Raw genomic sequence first — 18,419 nt, 5'->3', positions numbered from 1 at the left:
CGGTTCAGCTCGCCTGCGCGAGCTGGGCTGCTGCGGACCTGAGTTCGCCGACCAACCCGGGCACGTCGTCGTCCGGGAATGAACCCGAGACGCCGACGGCCACCCGATGACCGCCCTCGAGAGCGATCGCGACCGTGCGCTTGCCATCACCGGCGTCGAAGAGTGCGTATCCCTGGCGACGGACCCTGGCAACCCGCTCAAGCAGACCGTCGCGGCCCTCGAGGTGCACACCGCTGCGGGTGGCGGCGTACTGCGCTCGTAGCTCGTCATCGCTCTTCTGCGCCATCAGCACGAGCCCGAGTCCGGAGGTCGACGCCGGAACGGGCCGGTGCCGGATCGTCCCGCCATCGGTGTTCGAGGGGTACTGGTGATACAGGTAGCAGATGAGGTCCTGCCAGAGCACGCCCATCGCGACCGTGAGGCGCTTGTCGTCGAGGCCCTTCAGGACCTCGACGGCACGATCGATGAAGCCCGACGTGTGCAGGCTCTCGACTCCCAGCACGTGGATGGCGGGACCGACGCGGTACTTGCGCTTCTCGTCCTGTTCCGCCAGCCCGAGGTGCGCGAGGGTCTTCAGGAGCCGGTTTGTCCGCGTGGGCTCGAGATCGAGCATCCGCGCGAGCTCCCGCGAACCCACCGCGGTCGGACTGACGGCCAGCGCGTGAAGGCAGGCGAGCCCGTCGATCAGCGACTGGTTCGGTTGGGCCGGAAGCATGGCCTCAAGTCTACGGCCGGGCGTCGGACCTGGAGTCCGTCACCTCGGCCTGGCACGGCAGAGCACGACGGCATCCCGCGCCTTCACCCCGATCACACCGTCCCGTTCCTCGCCCGACACCAGATCGCGATATCGCCCCGCGAGCGTCACGGTCTGCTCCACCTCGCCGCCGTTGACGACGAACACGTACTCTGTGCCCTCCGACGGTCCGGACCCTGGCCCGAACCGCCTCCTGAGGTGCACGTCCGGGGGCAGGTCGTGCCACTCGACGTCCCGTTCGGCGAGAACCTCGGTCAGCAGGCTTCTCGCGGCGACGTGGTCCAGCGCCGTGCCCACATACACCGCGGTACCGCGCCCGTAAGTGTGCGAGGCGATCGCAGGCGTGCCGGCGTACCACCGGTTCCGGTACTCGAACGTGACCTCGGCGCCGGCGAGGCGCAGAAGCTCGCAGCAGAGCACGCCCTGCAGATCGGGGACCGGTGCCTCCCCGGCGCCGACGGGTCGTGCGAGCACCACGGTCTCGCCGTCAGCGAGGAAGTCCTGATCGGTGACCGAGAGCCCGAAGACGTCGGTCAGACCGGCCGGGACCGCGGCCGCGACGAGGTTGTCGTTGTCGTCTACCTGCGCGGTGAACGGAGTCGCGACGAGGCACCCCCCGCCGGCCACATACTCCCTGACCGAGGTCGCCAGGTCGCCGCTCGCGATCACTTGGCCGGCAAGGATGACCACGTCGTAGTGCGCAAGGTCCCGGTCGCACGGGATGACGTCGACATCGACTCCGAGACTCTGCAGGGCACGGTGGTACGGGCGCACGAGATGTTCGATGTGGCCGAGGAGCTGCGAGCGCTTCTTGACCAGGTGTGGCAGCGGGCTGGTGATCGCCACGCCGGCGGTGGTGTCGTACACGATCGCCGCGCGGGCTCGCACCTGCGACCCGGCGACCGCATCACCGATCTGCCGCAGCCGCGGCACCGAAGACATCAACTCGCGGTAGATGCGGGTGTCGGTGCCGCCAGTGCGGTCGAGGATGCCGCCGTGGGCGTTCTCGGCCCCGAACAGCGCCTGCTCGAGCCGGAAGTAGATCGTCGCGTCGGAGCCACACGCGATGTTGTGCAGGGTCATCGTGGTGACGTCGCCGTCGCGCAGCAGTGGCACGTGCTGCCGGTTGTCGGGTGGCGCGCACCGCTGCTCCGGGGTCCACGTCGGCTGCGGCCCAAGCTTGGCACCGCGGACCACATCGTGGTTGAAGGACGCTCCGTACAGGTCGAGTTCGTAGTTGTCCCAACTGGTGAAATCGATGCGCTTCGCCATCGCCGCACGGTCGAACGCAGCCGTGGTCAGGCTGGTCCAGTTGGTCGTGACTGGCACCTGCGGGAACCACTCGCGCAGAGCGTCGGCCTGATCGCCCACGAAGTCGGCGAGCGCGTCGGAACTGAACCGCCAGAAGTCCAGCAGTGCCGACTTGTTGGATCCGGTCCAGCCGTTCATGGCCGGCCGTGGGATCTGCACCTCGTCCCAGCCCCGCACCTCCTGCGACCAGAACACGGTCCCCCACCGCTCGTTGAGCGCGGCGACATCGTGGTAGCGGGCCTCCAGCCAGCGCCGGAACGCGGCCTCGCACTGATCGCAGTAGCAGAACGTCGACCGGTACGCCCCGACCTCGTTGTCGACCTGCCACGCCACGATGTCGGTGCGCCCGGCCAGGTGGTTCGCCAGCTGCTCGACGACGCCACGTGCAGCGGCGCGGTAGTGCTCGTGGTGCAGACAGTAGTGACGCCGTCCACCCGGTTGTCGCCGGAGGCCGTCCGGGCCGACGGGCAGGATGTCCGGGTACGCGCTGATCAGCCACACCGGCGGCGCCGCTGTCGGAGTTCCGAGCATCATCGAGAGGCCGAACGACTCGCAGAGGTCCGCCGCACGGTCGACCCAGGCGAAGCGGTACTCGCCCGGTCCCGGCTCGAGCCGGGACCACGCGAACTCCAGCATGCGCACGGTCGTGAAACCGAGGTCGCTCATCGCGCCCAGGTCCCGCTCCCACCGCTCCTGCGGCCAGTGCTCGGGGTAGTAGGACGCGCCGAGGTGGAAGCCCTTCGGCTGTCCTGTCATGACGCCGCCTCCGGGCCGTACGCGCGCAGCGAGACCACGTGCGCGTTCGCCGCACCGTTGGTCGAGCCGACCACGAGACGGATGCGGTCCGTCGTGACGGGCTGCTCGAGCACGTGCAGGTGCCGCCGACGTCGGTTCTGGCGCACGCGCTCCAGCACTCGCCACTCACCGTCCACGTATGCCTCCAGCTGGTAGTCGCGGATCAGGGTCGGCATGATCCGGAACGGGGTGCGGTGGTGGTGCAGATTGACCAGGTCCTCGTTCACGTCATCGTCGAGCACCAACTCGATCCGACCGACCGTCACGGCTGCGGGCCAGGCGAGCTGCAACCACTCCGGCGTCCCGGGGCGCATCGGCTCCGACACCCACATCTGCGGGCCCCCGTAGGGTCGGCTGTAGCCGCCCACGGCCCGCTCCGGCGCGAAGGCTCTGGTGGCACTGCCGAGTTGAACCGCGAATGCTCGCCGATCGCTCAGCTTCATCCACTCGATCAGCGGCTGGTCACCATCCACCCGGTAGGGGATGTCGCGACGAGCAAAACTGAGCACCCCGGGGGACTGCTCGGTCGTCGTCGCCAGCGCGACGTTCGGGTTCTCCCGCACGACGACGAACGCGTTGCAGGGCGCGCGGGGCCGCCAGCTGACGTCCAGGTGCACCCACCGCGGCCGCCCCGCCTCGAGGGGTACGTCGACCGTCGCCACGAGGCGGCCGGGGACATAGTTCTGAGGGAGGTCGGTCTCGTGGATGTCGACCGTGACCGACGTCGGCCGGGAGACCTCCAGGAACAGCCCGATTCCCGCGATCTCCGGATCGACTGGGACCACGAGGCCCGCCGGCACCTCGAGGACGAAGGGGACGCCATCCGCCGTTGAGGCGACCCGGCCGAGGCTGCTCGAGGAGGTGACCCGCGCTGTTCGAGCCAGGTCGGACCGGTCGGTGTTGGCGACCCCGAGCAGCGAGGCATCCTGACGCAACATCACCTGTTGGAGCTCGTCGATGTGTTCGTGCGCCACGTCCCGCGGTGTCGCGTTCTTGGCGATGGCGAGTGCTGCGGCGCTGCCGGCCGCTTCGCCGATGACGGCGCAGGTCGCCATCACCCGGGTGGAGCCGAACGCGACATGGCTGGCACTGATGTTGCGGCCGGCGAACAGGAGGTTCTCGACGTTCACCGAGTACAGCGAGCGCAAAGGGATGTGGTAGTTCCCGTCGGGGTGCCAGCTCTTGCTCCCACGCTCCGCGGCGTAGACCCCGCCGGGAGGATGCAGGTCGATCGACCAGCCGCCGTGGCCGATCCGGTCGAGGAACTCCGTCTGGCCGAGGATGTCCTTCTGGGTGAGCGTGTAGTCGCCGACGAACCTGCGGTACTCCCGTTTGCCGGGGACCGAACCCACCCACTCCAGGGTCAGCGGCTCCGCCTCGGGGAACTCACCCGAGTTCTTGATGTAGTCCCAGACGCCATAGATCACCGCCCAGAGCTCGTCGCGGATCCGCTCGTTGTCGCGGACCGCGTCGACCTCACCGCCCCACTCGATCCACCAGTTCCAGCAGCCGTCCTTCTCGACGCTGATCACGCGATGCTCTGGTATCGACGTCGTCGAGATGTCCCGACTGAAGGTCGGCGGCACGAACGGGACCGGGTGGCCGGCGTCCTTCGAGTAGAACAACATCGTGCTGCCGAGCGTCAGGTCGTCTGCGGCCTCGGGCGCCCACGGCTCGTCATACTCGGCTCGCGCTTCGCGACCGATGCGGTACCTGGCACCGGCGAGGTGGCCGACCAGGCCGTCGCCACTGCAGTCCAGGAACATCGCCGCCTGGAACCGGAGCCGACGCTCGGAGCCGGTCATCCAGCCGGTGACCGCCTCGATGCGACGCTCATCGACTGGCCCGCTGGCCTCGACGTCATGGATCTCGGTGTTGAGGAAGAGGGAGATGTTCGGCTCCGCTCGCACCGCCCCAAGCACGACCAGGTCCCAGTAATAGGGATTGCCCTCGGGGTTCGTGAACTGATTCTCGACGAACAGCTCGCCCATGATCCCGGTCTCACGCGCATAGCGCTGGCGGCCGTGCGACGTGCCGCCGACCACCCATACCCGGACCTCGCTGGAGGCGTTGCCGCCCAGCACCGGACGGTTGGTGACGAGCGCGACCGAGCGCCCCAGCCGGGCGGCGGCGATCGCGGCGCAGACACCGGCCAGCCCGCCTCCGACCACCACGACCTCTGCGGTCACCCGTTCCGTCGGGATCCTTGTCTTGGCGTGCATCTCGTCCTTGTCCGCCACCGGGCTAGGTGGCTGTCTCATGAGGCTTGCTGGAACCGCACGGCACTGACGCGTGTGACCAGCCCGGTGATCGCAGTGAGCGTGACCGAGGAATCGGTTCCGCTCGGCAGTGCGAACGTCCCGAGCACGCGCCAGCCGTCGGCTCCCTGTGTCTGGTCGACGTGGAAGTCGGTGCTGCCGTCCGGCGTCGTGACCGTGTACAGGGCGTCCGTGGTGGTGTCCGGGTTGGTCGGGTACCAGACCGAGACCTCGTAGTCGGCGGCGTCAGCGATCGTCGGCGTGAACGTGGCGGTGCCGCCGTACTGGCTCTCCGGGGAGTAGCGGGATCTGATGCCGTCATATCCCTCAAGGCTGCTGGCGAGCCAGGTCCCGGTCTCGCTGTAGGCGGTGTCTCCGTTCGCGACGATGTATCTGGTTCCGACCGAGACCTGTACCGAGCGGCTCGGAAGACCGCCCCCCGGCTGGATCATGAGCGTCGCGTCACCGAAGGGAGCGGCGGTCGGAGTTGCGACCATGGTCACGGCGACCCACGACCTCGGGTCGGCGCTCCACGTCACGGCCGTCTCGTTCGCCGTCCAGCCGGTCGGCAACGTCAGCGTCGCCGTCCCGGTCGCGGCCGCGGCGCCGCGGTTCAGGATCGAGGTCCTGATTGTGACGTCGTCGGTGAGGGATGTGACGGCAGCGGGCGAGGCCGAGACATCGAGGAGTTTCATCGCTGTGAGGTGCTGGACGACGAGCGACGCCAACGGCTTGCTACCGCCGCTCCAGCGGATCCGGCCGGTGATCGACCGGTCGACTCCGGTCGCCCCGGAGTATGGGCCCGGTGTGACCGCGGCGGGAAGCTCGAGCGAGGAGTTCGCGGGAATCGTCGTCGGCACCGTCGGGTCGACCTTGGTCCACCCGCTCGGGACCCCCAGCCAGGCCGTGACACCGTCGAGATCGACATCGGTCTCGTTGCGAAGCACCACCGTGACGTCGATGGCGTCGCCGGGGGTCGAGGAGCCGCGATCGGTCCGCAGCTCGCCTCCGACGGTCTGCCCATGGGGCAGCCCGCCGGAGATGAACCCTGGAAGGTAGAGGGTGCGCTCATCGCGAGCCACACCGTCGACCGTCGCGACATAGCTGAAACTCGAGCGGAGGTCCTCGACGCCGAACGTCCACTCACGGGGGTAGGTCTTGGCGGGCGCATCGACCCAGGCGCCGTCGTCGACCCGGTAGCGCAGCGACATCGGAGTCGCGTCCGGGATACTCGACTGGATGTAGATGTCGTAACCCCTGCGGTCCGGGCGTGGGATCGTGACGCCGTAGACCTTGTCCTCGAGGGTGGTGCCACCACCATCGATGTCGTCGAGGTGATAGCTCACCGAGGTCCAGTCGGTGGCGCCGCCGCGCTGCCACGGCATGCTCGGCACGTCCGGGACGTCGATGACGAGCGCGGCGATCCCGTGACCCGGCACCGTGACGTCGACGGCGGCCTGTGCGATCGTGACGGCCGTGCTGGCGCCGTTCACGATCAGCGACGCGGAATAGGTCTGGTCGGGTTCGATGCCTGTGAGGGCCGCGTCGAAGTCGACGTGCGCGGTCTGCACGGTCCCGGTCGCGTTTGTCAGGCTGAGATAGAACCGCCCAGTGCCGACGGCGGTGAGCCAGTTGAGCTGAGCGTTGTCCACCGCGATGATCCCCTGGGGGAAGTACGGCCAGACGCCGTCATCGCCGTAGAACGTTCCCGGCTGGTGCCCGTAGGTGTGGAACGTGAAGTACGCGAAGGTGGACTCCCACGCATAGGGAAAGACGATCTCGCCGTCGGACCTGGTCTGGTGCTCGCTGATCAGGTAGTCGATCGCGAGGCCGATCTGCGCTGGGATGTGGTGGTAGTAGATGGCCGAAGTGCCGGAGGGACCCTCGAGCGGATAGTCCGGGTGCATCGGCCACGAGACGAACTGCCGGTTGTAGTAGCCCGGGTAGTTGCTGAACCTCCCAATCACCATGTTGTGGGTCATGTCCCGGATGAAGTCGTCACCGACCAGGTGCGCGAGTCGGAGCAGGAACGGAGCCCAGACGGCGTTCAGGGTGAAGCCGCCGGCGTCGCCCTCGGTCTTGAAGGTCCGTAGTTGTTCGTAGGTCAGGCCGGTCGTCGAGACCATCCACTTCTCGACCGTCTCGGTCGGCGGAACGGCGCGCGGATAGTTCGGGATGCCTGGGCTGGTGACCCACTTGTAGTAGGCGTCGTCGATCGGAGCGCCGACCGGGGAGAGCACAGTGCCCTCGGGCACCGGACGGACGTCGAAGGCACCCATGTACCGCTTGGCCTCGGCGTGCGCCGCGTCGAGATAACGCTGCTCGCCTGTCAGGTCGTGAAGGACGACCAGCTCCAGCCAGTGCTCGACGGTCTCGGCGCTGAAGTCGACCTCGCTGTGGTTGGTGGTGCTCGGCGTGAAGATCCGGTCCTCGATGTAGATGTCCGCGACGGCCTTCGCCTCCGCGAGCCAGCCGGGGTCCTGCGTGAGCAGATGCGCGGACAGCGGGGCGACGAAGTTCGGCCAACGTCGTTTCGCCGTGGCCAACCGGGCGATGTGCCCGAAGCCTGCCGACTCGCCCCGGGTCATCTGCCACATCGGCACCGTCGAGCAGGCGTCGAACGCATACCCTCCCAGCGGGGCGTCGGCGCCGAAGCCGTGCTTCGGCGAGTGGGCCATGCTGCGCCGGGAGAAGTTGTATTCGGCCTGAGGGCGGGCGCGGTGCTCCCAGAGCCAGGCTGCGTCCTGCGGCCCGCATGCCACCAACGCGGCGCTCGCCAGCACACTGGACGTCGCGGTCCTGGTCTGCTGGTCGGCCTCGATGTTGGCGAACCCCTTGGCGCGGTTCCACCAGCCGGAGACCGAAGGGACGAAGTCGACCGAGTCGTCGCCATCCGGCTCGACCGCGACCAGGTCGAGCATGTTGTGCACACTCGCAGTCAGCGAGGTGTCGTACACGTTGCGGCGGTACCGGGTCAGCCCGTACGAGTCCCGGCTGATACTGACCTGGGCCTCGTAGAGGGATGACAGGCTGGCGACGACCCCGAACACGTATCCGACGCTCTCGTCCGCTGCCAGCTCCGACCGCAGTCCACCGGGCGGCGCGTAGACCGATGCTTGAATCTGCCCCATCGCGTTCCGCAGACTCATCGCGAACGGCTGGTCATCCCAGCCGAGGAAGCGCTCGTGCTCGAAAGCCATCACGTCGCCCGGTACGTAGACCCCGGTGGTGAGCGTTCGGTTGTCGACCTCGGTCTGCAGGAGTGCCATCGGCGCGAAAAGCTCCCACGCGAACAGGGCAGTCGAAGAGCCGATCGACCGGGCGTGCTGGAGCGCACCGCACAGGACCTCATCGACAGCTTCGAACTCGAGCCGAGGAGTGGCGTGATAGCCGACCACATAGGTGCCGGCGGACTGAACGTGCAGACTCCATTGCACCTCCGGCTGGGTGCCGGAGACATCCCAACGGACCGTGAGATCGAGCACGCCGGGGATCTCGGCGGTCAGTTCGGCAGCGGATGCGGACAGCTTGGTCACCGAGCCCAGGGCCAGCCAGAGGTTCGCAGCCTGCGTGTAGTCGCCGGCGCTGATCGTGCTGCTGTCACCGCTGACCACGCGCCACTGCTCGTCGAGGCGGGACCCGGGGCCGGAGACCGTGACCCACTGCGAGCCATCGTGGACCTCGATGTCGCGGACGATCGCTGAAGCGGGTTGGCCGCCCGACCCGATCCAGGACGCACGGAGGAAGTTCACGCGGTGGCTCGGGCCCGCGATCTGGACGATGCTCTGGTAGCTCAAGTCGCTCATCGCGGTGTCCGCGAGCGGCTCGTCGAGTTCGGCGACCGGGCAGGGCGGGTCCGCCCTGGCTGAATCTGGAGCGACTAGCGCGATGACGGGGAGCGCCCCGACACCGAGCAGGCCAGCGAGCACCTGACGGCGGCTCAGCCCGGGCGCTCCGGTCTCCACGACACCGCGACCCGAGGCAATGTTCATGCGCACCTTCGACACGATCTAACTCCTGACCCTCATCGGCTAGACATCGATCCAAACGACACTGTAACAGCACCGATGTTTCTATAGCACCATCAGAGTTAGGCAGACACGGGAGCGCGCACGGGTGCGGTGCTACTATAGATTCATCGTGATCGACGGTCCGGGCGGCCGGGCCAAGCGGCCCGCTACCTCACCCCGGCACAATCCGCCGTCGACGACACACCGAAGGAGCAGTGCGTGAGCGGCCAAATCTCGCAGCCAAACGTCTCGGGGGTCTTCCCTCACCTGGCACAGGTCGGAGACCTGGGTCCCCCGCGCAGTGAGATCGGAGTCGGTGCTCTGATGCCCTGGGCCGGTGAGTTGTACGTGCAGAACTACAACTCGCACAAGCGGCAGAGCGGTAGCGGTGTCAGCCTGCGCAGGATCAGTTCCGACCTCTCGATGGAGGTCGTCCCGGACACCATCGGCGTCGATGGCACCTACACGAACCGCTTCGTGCACTACCCGTCGAACCAGATGATCATCGGGCCGCATGTGATCGACGCCGAGCACAACATCCGCACGGTGCCGGAGCTCGAACTGATCCGGGTGTGCGGCACGACGCGCCACCTGACGAACCCAGATGATCTCGTCTATGTGCTGGGCATGGAGGGTGAACTCTTCGAGCTGAACATGCGGACCCTGGCATGCGAGCAGGTCGCGGACCTGAACGTCGAACTCGGCACCGGCAACGGTGCACGCGTCCACTACAAGGACTGCTACACGGGCTTCGGACGCTTGGTCGTGTGTTCCAACGAGTACGACGAGCAGGACTGGGCCGGGACCCGCAGCGAGGGTCGCCTGGCCGAGTTCGACGGCGAACGTTGGACGGTCCTGGAGCGCAAGCCCTTCACCGCGATCAGTGGCCGACACGAGTTCGGCGGCACGATCTTCGCCAGTGGATGGGACCAGGCCTCGGCAATCCTGAAGGTCTACACCGAGTCCGACGACACCTGGACCACGTACAGGCTGCCCAAGGCCTCACATACGTTCGACCACAAGTGGCAGACCGAGTGGCCACGGATCCGGGAGACCGAGCACGAGCGGCTGCTGATGGATCACCACGGCATGTTCTACGAACTGTCGCCCTGGGCCTACGGGGGAAGGATCTGGGGTGTTCGCCCGGTCTCGACGCATCTGTGGGTGCTCGGCGACTTCTGCTCCTGGCGCGGCATGCTGGTACTCGGCGCCGATCACGCCTCGCCGAGCCGGGGCCTCAGCCCGACAACGGCGGAGCCCCAGTCCGGCCTCTGGTTCGGAAAGACCGATGATCTGTGGGGCTTCGGCAAGGCCTCGGGCTGGGGCGGGCCGTGGTGGATGGCCGAGGTCAGAGCAGCGGTCCCGTCCGACCCATACCTGATGACTGGGTTCGAGAACAAGTGCGTGCACCTGGAGAATCAGGGAGAGCAGGACGCACAGTTCACGATCGAGATCGACTTCCACGGGCACGGTCGGTTCAGTGCGTACGAGACGCTCACCGTCGAACCGGGGGCCGCCGTGACCCACACCTTCCCCACCGGTTTCTCGGCGCACTGGGTCCGGATCGTCAGCGACGTCGACACCGTCGCGAGCGCGCAGTTGTTCTACACCTGAGCCGCCTCGGGTGACACCGGGCCCTGGGCAGCCGCTGGCATCGGCAGTGGATCCCGTCGTTACCGGGCAGCTCGGCTCGGCGGCCCGGCCGGCGGCCACGCCGCCGGCCGGATCACCAATTCGGGTTCGCCGGACCGGCTCCGAGGTCGGGAATCGGCAGGCGCACGCCGCCCTGCTTGGCGGACTCGTAGGCGACCACACCGGGGAGAGTGAACCGGGCCGCCGTCCAGGCGTTGATCGGCGGCTGGGTGTTCGTGGTGACGCCGCGGACGAAGTCGTCCGCGAGGAAGTGGTGCGCACCCTCGTGGCCGTTGTGGGCGCCGTCGAACTCCTTCGGCAGCCGCGATCCGTCGTGGGCCTTGGCCAGGCCTGAGCTGAAGCTCTGCATCAGGGCCGGGTCGATGTCGCCGAAGTCCTCGGGCAACTGCGCGGCCTTGGTGTGGAACTGGTCGCTGATGTCGAGGGTGGCGCCCTTGGCGTAGTCCTCGCCCTCGGTCTTGATGCTCAGGCTCGCACCGTCGCCGGTCTGCTCCATCACGGCCTCGGTGCCGTAGAAGCGGAACCGCGACTCGTGGCCCTTCCAGTACCCGACCCGCCGGAACTCGTTGGTGCGCATCGCGCCACCGTCCGCGAGCTCGAACAGGGCGGTCATGTTAGAGAAGGTGTTGCCCCACTTGGACACGTCGGCGTCGAAGACGCCGTCGCCGCGGTCGTCGACGATGCCAATGCAGCTCACGCTGGTCGCGTAGGTGGGCAGTGCGCCGAGCACGCCACCGATCGCGTGTGTCGGGTAGAGCATCGGAGGGTAGCTGGCCGTCGACTTCCAGTCCTCGCCGCCGCTGTAGCGGTACGCGGCGTAGAAGCCGTTGTCCATGTCATGGACGTAGTCGCCCTCGGAGTAGAAGACGCGGCCGAGTTCGCCCGCGCCGATCTTCTCCCGGGCCCACACCACGGCGGGGTTGTAGTAGCTCGTCTCCCCCATCATGTAGATCAGGCCGGTGGCCTCGACCTCGGCCACGATCGCGGTGATCTCCTCGGCCGTCATCGCCATCGGCACCGAGGAGTACACGTGCTTGCCCGCCCGCAGCGCCTGCAGCACGAGCGCGCCGTGGCTCCACCGCTGGGTCATCACGGCGACCGCGTCCACGTCGGACGCGAGCAGCTCCTCCGCGGTCGCGAACGAGCCGGCGAGGCCGTACTTCTCCACGTGCTCCGCGGCCCGCTCCGGGACGAGGTCGCAGACGTAGACCGCCTCGACGTCCGGGTGGAGCTGCCACAAGGAGATGAAACTGCGCGCGAACTGGCCGGTTCCGATGACGCCGATCTTCATGGATCAATCCTGGCACGATCCGCGGCGCCGTCGCGCCACGGGTCCGGAGGGCGGATCAACCCGCTGCACGGACACGGAGGTGGCGCACCGGGTCGGTCCCGGTGCGCCACCTCCGCTCGGATCGCGTCAGTCGCCGCTGCGCCGCATCCCTCGGATCCCGACCGCGAGCCCGACGGCGAGGGTCGCCACCGCGGCGACCACGCCCCACGCCACGGTCGCTGTGGCGATCTCGCCGGAGAACAGCGCCCGCTCGGCGTTGACGATGTAGCTGAGCGGGTTGAACCGGGAGAGCACCTGCATCCAGCCGGGCCCGGACTCCAGGGGCAGCAGCATCCCGGACAGGATCATCAGCGGGAACAGGAACGTCTGCTGCACCACCCAGAACATCCAGTCCTGCTTGCGCACGGCGATCGCGAGCGCGTAGCTGAGTGAGCCGAGGCCGATCCCGAACACGGCGAGCAGCGCGAGGCCGAGCAGGGCACCCGCGGGGTGGAGCCGGAACCCGAACGGCACCATCACGGCAACGATCAGTACCGCCTGCGCGCCGAGGGTGACCATCTCCTTCAGGGCCCGGCCCACCAGCAGTGACGAACGGGACAGCGGGGTGACGAGCATCCGTTCGTGCGCGCCGGTCTGCATCTCGTAGAGCAGGTTCGAGCCCACCGTCGAGGACCCGAACAGCGCCGTCATCACCAGGATCGCCGGCACGAACCACTGCCAGACGCTCCCGCCCGGCACCGATCCGGCCAGGCTGCCGCCGAGCAGCGGCCCGAACAGGGCCAGGAACACGATCGGCTGCACCAGCCCGAAGACCACCGAGAACGGGTCCCGGAGCATCGGTCGCAGCTCGCGCATCAGGACGATGCCGGTGTCGCGGGCGAAGGAGCTCCGCTCCACAGCCGGCTCGGTCGTCACCGCCCCGGTCTGGGTCAGGGCCGTCGCAGTCATGCCGCCACCTCTTCGTTCTCGGTCCCGCTCTCGCGCAGGCTCCGTCCGGTCAGATTCAGGAACACGTCGTCCAGGGTGGGGCGGCGCACCTGCACGTCGGAGAGCCCGACGGCGGCCGCGTCGGCCGTGTGGACGAGCTCGGCCACGCGGGTGGTGCCGTTCGCGATCCGCGCGCTGATCCGGGTGCCGGACCTGGTCACCTCGGTCGCCCCCTGCCACCGTTCGACGACCCGCGCGAGCTGCGCCGCGCCGTCGGGAGAGTCGGTGGTGACCACGAGCAGGTCACCGGCGAGCTGGGTCTTGAGCGCGTCCGGGGTGTCGTCGGCGATCACTTCGCCGTGGTCGACCACGACCACCCGCTCGGCCATCGAGTCGGCCTCGTCGAGGTAGTGCGTGGTGAGCAGGACGGTGATGTCATACGCCGTCCGCATCGCGGTGATGTGCTCCCACAGGTTCGCCCGGTTCTGCGGGTCCAGGCCGGTGGAGGGCTCGTCGAGGACGAGGAGCGGCGGGGCGTGCATCAGTCCCATCGCCACATCCAGACGGCGGCGCTGACCGCCGGAGAGGTCGGTCACCTTGCGCTGTGCCTTTCCGGCGAGGTCGAGGGACTCGAGCAGTTCGCCGGCCCGGCGGCGCGAGTCGGCGCGGGACAGCCCGTAGGTGACGCCCTGCGAGTACAGCTCGTCCGCGGCGCGTTGGTTGTGTCCGGCGCCGTTCCCCTGGCCCACGTAGCCGATCCGGCGGCGTACCTGCCCGGGCTGGCTGACGACGTCGAACCCGGCCACCCGCGCCGTTCCGGACGTCGGGGCGAGCAGGGTGGTGAGCATCCGCATCGTGGTGGTCTTGCCGGCCCCGTTCGGGCCAAGGATCGCGACGAGCTCCCCCGGTGCGACGTCGAGATCGATGCCGCGCACGGCGTGCACGGTCTCCTTGCGGCTGACGACGAAATCCTTCGTCAGGCCTTCGGTGTGGATCATGGCGCAGGTGCCTCCTCGGTCGTTGTGGGAACGACGCTACGAGCAGTAGAGGTCAGGGTCGGTCCGCTACCTCAGGGAGTTCAGGTGGAGGTCCGACGGCCTGAGTTCGCCCCCCTTACGGCCCTCTCCGGGCCCGGACTTTCACCCGTTCTGCCGGCGCTTTCACCCTGTCCCGCGCAGCCGCCCGAACTTACGCTCGGCTCACTCCCCCTCCTCGCCGAGTCGGCCCCCACGTTCGAGAGGTCCCCTCATGGACACGTCCGCGTTGACCTGCAACACCGATGACATGTTCGTCATCCACCGCCTCCTGCGCCGCGTGTTCACCGATGCGCCCGTTCTCGTCCGCGGCGTCGCCGAGGGCGAGGTGACCCGTGCCGCGATCGTCGCCGACCACGTCGAGGAGATCGCCGCGGGTCTGCACGCCCATCACCACACCGAGGACGAGCTCCTCTGGGACAAGCTCGAGTCACGCTCGCCCGGCTGCGCGCTGCACGTGGGACAGATGCGCGCGCAGCACGCGGAGGCCGCCGCGCTGATCACGGAACTGCGCGAGACCCTGCCTGCCTGGCGGGCCGGCGCCTCCGGCGTGGACCGTGAACAGGTCGCCGCGGTGCTCGACGAACTGCTCGCCACCCTGCTGCGCCACCTCGGCCAGGAGGAGGACCAGATCCTTCCGATCGCGCAGGTCACGATGTCGCAGGCCGAGTGGGACGTCCTCGGCGAGCACGGCCGCGCCTCGGTGCCGCGGGACCGTCAGTTCATCCAGCTCGGGATGATGCTGGACGCCTTCGACGACCCGGCGGAGCGGCAGGCCTGGATGCGCGCGAACCTGCCGGTGCCGGTCCGGGTGTTGTTCAGCCTTGTCGGAAGGCGTCAGTTCGAGGCACACCGGGCGAAGGTGTACGGCCTCGCCGGTTGAGGAGTTCACCGGGCGACCCCGTGGATCAGGAGGTGGCGTCCGTCTCGAGCGGGTCCTCGGGGGTCTCGCAGTACGTCAGGTCGTCCTCGCCGGCACCGTGGTAGGCGTACTCCTCGCCCTCCGCGGTGAGGATCAGCCGTCGGCCCTCGACGAGCGCCTGGGTGTACACCTGATCCGGTACGGGGCAACCGATCGCGCCGTCTCGCCAGGTGACGGATTCCAGAGTGTCGACCTCGATGTCGCCGGGGTCCAGCCCGAGACGGTCCGCCAGATCGTCGACGGCGGCGCTCACCGCGGGATCGTCGGTGTCGCCCGAGCCGGTCGTCTCCTCAGTGGGCTCCTGCGTCGGCTCCGTGGAGCCGCTCGGGGAGTCACCGTCGCCGGGCTCCTCCGCACCGCCGCACCCGGACAGGCCGAGCAACGCACCGAACAGGAACACCCCAGCCAACACCGCTCTGGATCGCGCCACCCTGACCACCCCTCCGCGGACGATTGGATCCTGAGTCTAGGGGCGGGGGCGGCCCACCGCTATGACGGTTCGGCAACGATCCGGCCGGACGAGATCGCACCGGAAGCGGACAAGTACTGGCCGCTTCCGGTGCCAGACTGGCGACATGTGGGAGACGTCCGGACGACTGCTCAAGCTGCTCTCGTTGCTCCAGGCGCGCCGGGACTGGCCCGGCGCCGACCTCGCCGACCGGCTCGATGTCAGCCCGCGCACGGTCCGCCGGGACGTCGACCGCCTGCGCGAACTCGGTTACCCGGTCCAGGCCACGAAGGGGCCCGACGGCGGATATCGCCTCGGCGCCGGCACCGAGCTGCCACCGTTGCTGCTCGACGACGAGCAGGCGGTGGCTGTCGCCGTCGCCCTGCAGACCGCGAGCAGTGGGGTGGCCGGGATCGAGGAGGCGGCACTGCGGGCGCTGACCACGGTGCGGCAGGTGATGCCGTCCCGGCTGCGGCATCGCGTGGACGCGCTCCAGTTCACGTCGGTACCGACCGCGACCGAGGCGCCCCAGGTCGACGCCGGCCTGCTCCTAGAGCTTGGCGCGGTGTGCCGGGACCACCACGTGCTCAGGTTCGACTACGTGGCCAAGGACGGGACGCCGTCGTTGCGGCGCGTGGAACCGCACCGACTGGTGAGCTGGGGCACCCGCTGGTACCTCGTCGCGTGGTGCCTGGACCGGGAGGCGTGGCGGACGTTCCGGGCGGACCGGATGACGCTGCGGACCCCGCACGGCGCCCGGTTCACCCCGCGCGAGCTGCCCGAGGCGGATCTCGCCGACTACCTGCGCAGCCAGGTGCGGGGCGCCGCCCAGTGGCCGGCGCGGGGCCGGGTGCTCCTGCACGCGCCGGCCACCACGGTGGCGCCGTGGATCCAGCGGCAGGGCACCGTGATCGCCCGCGACGAGGAGTCCTGCTGGGTCGAGGCTGGTTCCTGGACGTACAACGCGCTGGCCGCGTGGTTCTGCATGTTCGACGCGGACTTCACGGTCGAGGGCCCCGACGAGCTCCGGGACGCGGTCGCCGCCATGACGGCCCGTCTGGCCCGCTCCACGTGAGGCCGGACCGGTCACGTCGCAGGACCTCCCGTTGTGCCGGCCGGGTCGGCCGCGCGGGTCCGACGGCGCACCGTCGCATCAACGCCCGACGGCGTAGCCCTGCATCCCGCGCGGGTTCGCCGCCGCCATCAGCATCCCGTCGGCGCGGATCCCGGCCGCGCTGATCCGGCCGAGCGACCACGGACCGGCGTCGCTCACGTCGTGCCCACGGCGGCGCAGCTCGGCGAGCACGTCGGCGCCGAGCCGGGTCTCGGCGCGCACCCCGCGCGGCTCGGCGACCCGCGGCGCGAACGAGGACGGGCCGTGCGTGGAGTGCCAGGTCGGGGCGTCGATGGCGGCCTGCAGGTCCATCCCGAAGACCAGGTGGTTGATCAGGAACGGCACCGTCCACTGGTCCTGCTGGTCCCCACCGGGGGTGCCGAAGGACAGGTACGGGCGCCCGCCGGCGAGCAGCAGGCTCGGGCTCAGGGTGGTCCGGGGGCGGGTGCCCGGCGCCAGTGAGGACGCCAGGCCCGGCTCCAGCCAGAACATCTGGGCACGGGTGCCGAGCGCGAACCCGAGGCCGGGGACGACCGGCGAGGACTGCAGCCACCCACCCGACGGCGTCGCCGACACGACGTTGCCCCACCGGTCGACCACGTCCAGGTGGCAGGTGTCGCCGCGGGCGACGGTCGGCTCGCCCTGACCCGGCGCCGGCGGAGTCGCCAGACCATCCGGCCACGCACCGCCGTCGGCCATCGCGGCCAGTACCGCCTGCGGAAGGCGCGGCGTCCGCCCCGCCGGTGAGCCCGGGCGCAGCGTCCCGTCCGCGGTCGGACCGATGAGTCGGGCGCGCTCGGCGGCGTACGCGGGCGAGATGAGCTCGTCGATGGGGACGTCCACGTGGTCCGGGTCGCCGTAGAAGGCCTCCCGGTCGGCGAACGCGAGCTTTGCAGCCTCCACCACGGTGTGCACGAGGTCCACCGAGCCCGAGCCCATCGAGGCGAGGTCCGCCTGCGCGAGGATCTGCAGTTGCTGCAGCAGAACCGGGCCCTGCCCCCAGGCCTGCGTCTTCGCGACCTGGACGCCGGCGAAGTCGACGACCACCGGGTCCTCCTCGCCGGCCCGCCACGCGTCGAGGTCCGCGCCGGTGAGCAGGCCCCGGTGGGTGCCGGCCGTGTCCCACTGCTCCGTGGCGGCGAAGGCGTCGATCGCCTCGGCGACGAACCCGGAGTAGAACGCCCGGCGGGCGCCCTCGATCTGCACCTCGCGCGTACTCCCGGCCGCCTCGCCCTCAGCGACAAGTCGCTCGAGGGTGTCCGCCAGCATCGGGTTCGCGAACCGGGAGCGGGGCGCGGGCGCCTGCCCGCCGGGGGTGTAGATCTGCGCGGAGGTCTGCCAGTGCTCGGTGAACACCGGAGCAACCGCGGCGATCGTGTCCGCCGCCTGGCGCACGAGCGGGTAGCCGTCGCGGGCGTAGCCGATGGCGTAGCCGAGCACGTCCCGCAGGCCAAAGGTGCCGTACCGCTCGAGCATGAGCAGCCACGCCCCGAATGCGCCGGGGACGGTTGCGGCGAGCAGCCCCGTACCGGGGATCGCGTCGACGCCCTGGGCGGTGTAGGCCTCCGGGCTGGCGGCCGCGGGTGCGGTGCCCTGCCCGCACACGACGAAGGTACGATCCGTCCTCGCGTCGTGGCAGATCGCGGGCATGTCCCCGCCGACGCCGTTGAGGTGCGGCTCGACCACGTGCAGCACGAAGCCGGCCGCGACGGCCGCGTCGTAGGCGTTGCCGCCCGCCTCCAGCACGGCCATCCCGGCCGACGAGGCGAGCCAGTGGGTCGAGGCCACCATCCCGAATGTTCCGAGCAGTTCCGGGCGGGTGGTGAACACGGTTGCCGACATCGGGCCAGTATCGCAGCGACGGCGTATCACGATTCGGTCGCAACCTGGACCGCCGTGTGG

At 69.3% G+C, this 18,419-nt stretch carries 12 protein-coding genes; 3 read left to right on the top strand and 9 right to left on the bottom strand.

The genetic code is table 11. From position 1 onward, the window contains the following. Window positions 1-4 precede the first annotated feature (4 nt). From GKS42_RS01000 to GKS42_RS00985, 4 genes are read right to left on the bottom strand one after another with little or no spacing between them, the layout of a single operon-like run. Window positions 5-715 carry an IclR family transcriptional regulator gene (locus GKS42_RS01000; RefSeq protein ID WP_154792150.1) on the bottom strand — a complete coding sequence of 237 codons (711 nt, stop codon included), beginning with the start codon at window positions 713-715 and terminating at the stop codon, window positions 5-7. A 39-nt stretch (window positions 716-754) separates the two neighbouring features. Beyond that, complete coding sequence (locus GKS42_RS00995; protein ID WP_154792149.1) at window positions 755-2,821, bottom strand: beta-galactosidase; 2,067 nt, start codon at window positions 2,819-2,821, stop codon at window positions 755-757. After that, the gene (locus GKS42_RS00990) at window positions 2,818-5,121 is read right to left on the bottom strand and encodes an FAD-dependent oxidoreductase (protein ID WP_232847866.1); all 2,304 of its coding nucleotides are present in this window, start codon (window positions 5,119-5,121) and stop codon (window positions 2,818-2,820) included. The genes GKS42_RS00995 and GKS42_RS00990 overlap by 4 nt, the downstream gene beginning before the upstream one ends. After that, window positions 5,118-9,125, bottom strand: a complete 4,008-nt coding sequence (locus tag GKS42_RS00985; protein ID WP_154792148.1) for a golvesin C-terminal-like domain-containing protein — start codon at window positions 9,123-9,125, stop codon at window positions 5,118-5,120. The genes GKS42_RS00990 and GKS42_RS00985 overlap by 4 nt, the downstream gene beginning before the upstream one ends. A gap of 327 nt (window positions 9,126-9,452) precedes the next feature. On the opposite strand from GKS42_RS00985, the gene GKS42_RS00980 reads away from it, so the two are divergent. Further along, complete coding sequence (locus GKS42_RS00980; protein WP_210769279.1) at window positions 9,453-10,742, top strand: hypothetical protein; 1,290 nt, start codon at window positions 9,453-9,455, stop codon at window positions 10,740-10,742. 112 nt (window positions 10,743-10,854) lie between these two features. On the opposite strand, the gene GKS42_RS00975 is transcribed toward GKS42_RS00980, so the two are convergent. The 3 genes from GKS42_RS00975 to GKS42_RS00965 all read right to left on the bottom strand — a co-directional run bounded on the left by GKS42_RS00975 (window position 10,855) and on the right by GKS42_RS00965 (window position 13,997). Further along, on the bottom strand, window positions 10,855-12,072 hold the full coding sequence (locus GKS42_RS00975) for a Gfo/Idh/MocA family protein (protein ID WP_154792146.1): 1,218 nt from the start codon (window positions 12,070-12,072) through the stop codon (window positions 10,855-10,857). 126 nt (window positions 12,073-12,198) lie between these two features. Beyond that, complete coding sequence (locus GKS42_RS00970; protein WP_154792145.1) at window positions 12,199-13,020, bottom strand: ABC transporter permease; 822 nt, start codon at window positions 13,018-13,020, stop codon at window positions 12,199-12,201. Continuing rightward, on the bottom strand, window positions 13,017-13,997 hold the full coding sequence (locus GKS42_RS00965) for an ATP-binding cassette domain-containing protein (RefSeq protein ID WP_154792144.1): 981 nt from the start codon (window positions 13,995-13,997) through the stop codon (window positions 13,017-13,019). The genes GKS42_RS00970 and GKS42_RS00965 overlap by 4 nt, the downstream gene beginning before the upstream one ends. A 250-nt stretch (window positions 13,998-14,247) precedes the next feature. Between GKS42_RS00965 and GKS42_RS00960 the strand changes: the two genes are divergently transcribed. After that, window positions 14,248-14,916, top strand: a complete 669-nt coding sequence (locus GKS42_RS00960) for a hemerythrin domain-containing protein (RefSeq protein ID WP_154792143.1) — start codon at window positions 14,248-14,250, stop codon at window positions 14,914-14,916. A gap of 25 nt (window positions 14,917-14,941) precedes the next feature. Here GKS42_RS00960 and GKS42_RS00955 read toward each other — a convergent pair whose 3' ends face one another. After that, window positions 14,942-15,385, bottom strand: coding sequence for a hypothetical protein (locus GKS42_RS00955; protein ID WP_154792142.1), 444 nt, complete (start codon window positions 15,383-15,385; stop codon window positions 14,942-14,944). Between the two features lie 145 nt (window positions 15,386-15,530). On the opposite strand from GKS42_RS00955, the gene GKS42_RS00950 reads away from it, so the two are divergent. Beyond that, window positions 15,531-16,478, top strand: coding sequence for a helix-turn-helix transcriptional regulator (locus GKS42_RS00950; protein ID WP_154792141.1), 948 nt, complete (start codon window positions 15,531-15,533; stop codon window positions 16,476-16,478). 78 nt (window positions 16,479-16,556) lie between these two features. Here the strand turns inward: GKS42_RS00950 and GKS42_RS00945 are convergent, their stop codons facing one another. After that, complete coding sequence (locus GKS42_RS00945) at window positions 16,557-18,359, bottom strand: gamma-glutamyltransferase family protein (protein WP_154792140.1); 1,803 nt, start codon at window positions 18,357-18,359, stop codon at window positions 16,557-16,559. Window positions 18,360-18,419: the final 60 nt, after the last annotated feature.

Source organism: Occultella kanbiaonis, from assembly GCF_009708215.1.
GTDB lineage: Bacteria > Actinomycetota > Actinomycetes > Actinomycetales > Beutenbergiaceae > Occultella > Occultella kanbiaonis.
Note: the sequence above shows the minus strand (reverse complement) of the source record. Positions and strands in the feature narration are given on the sequence as shown.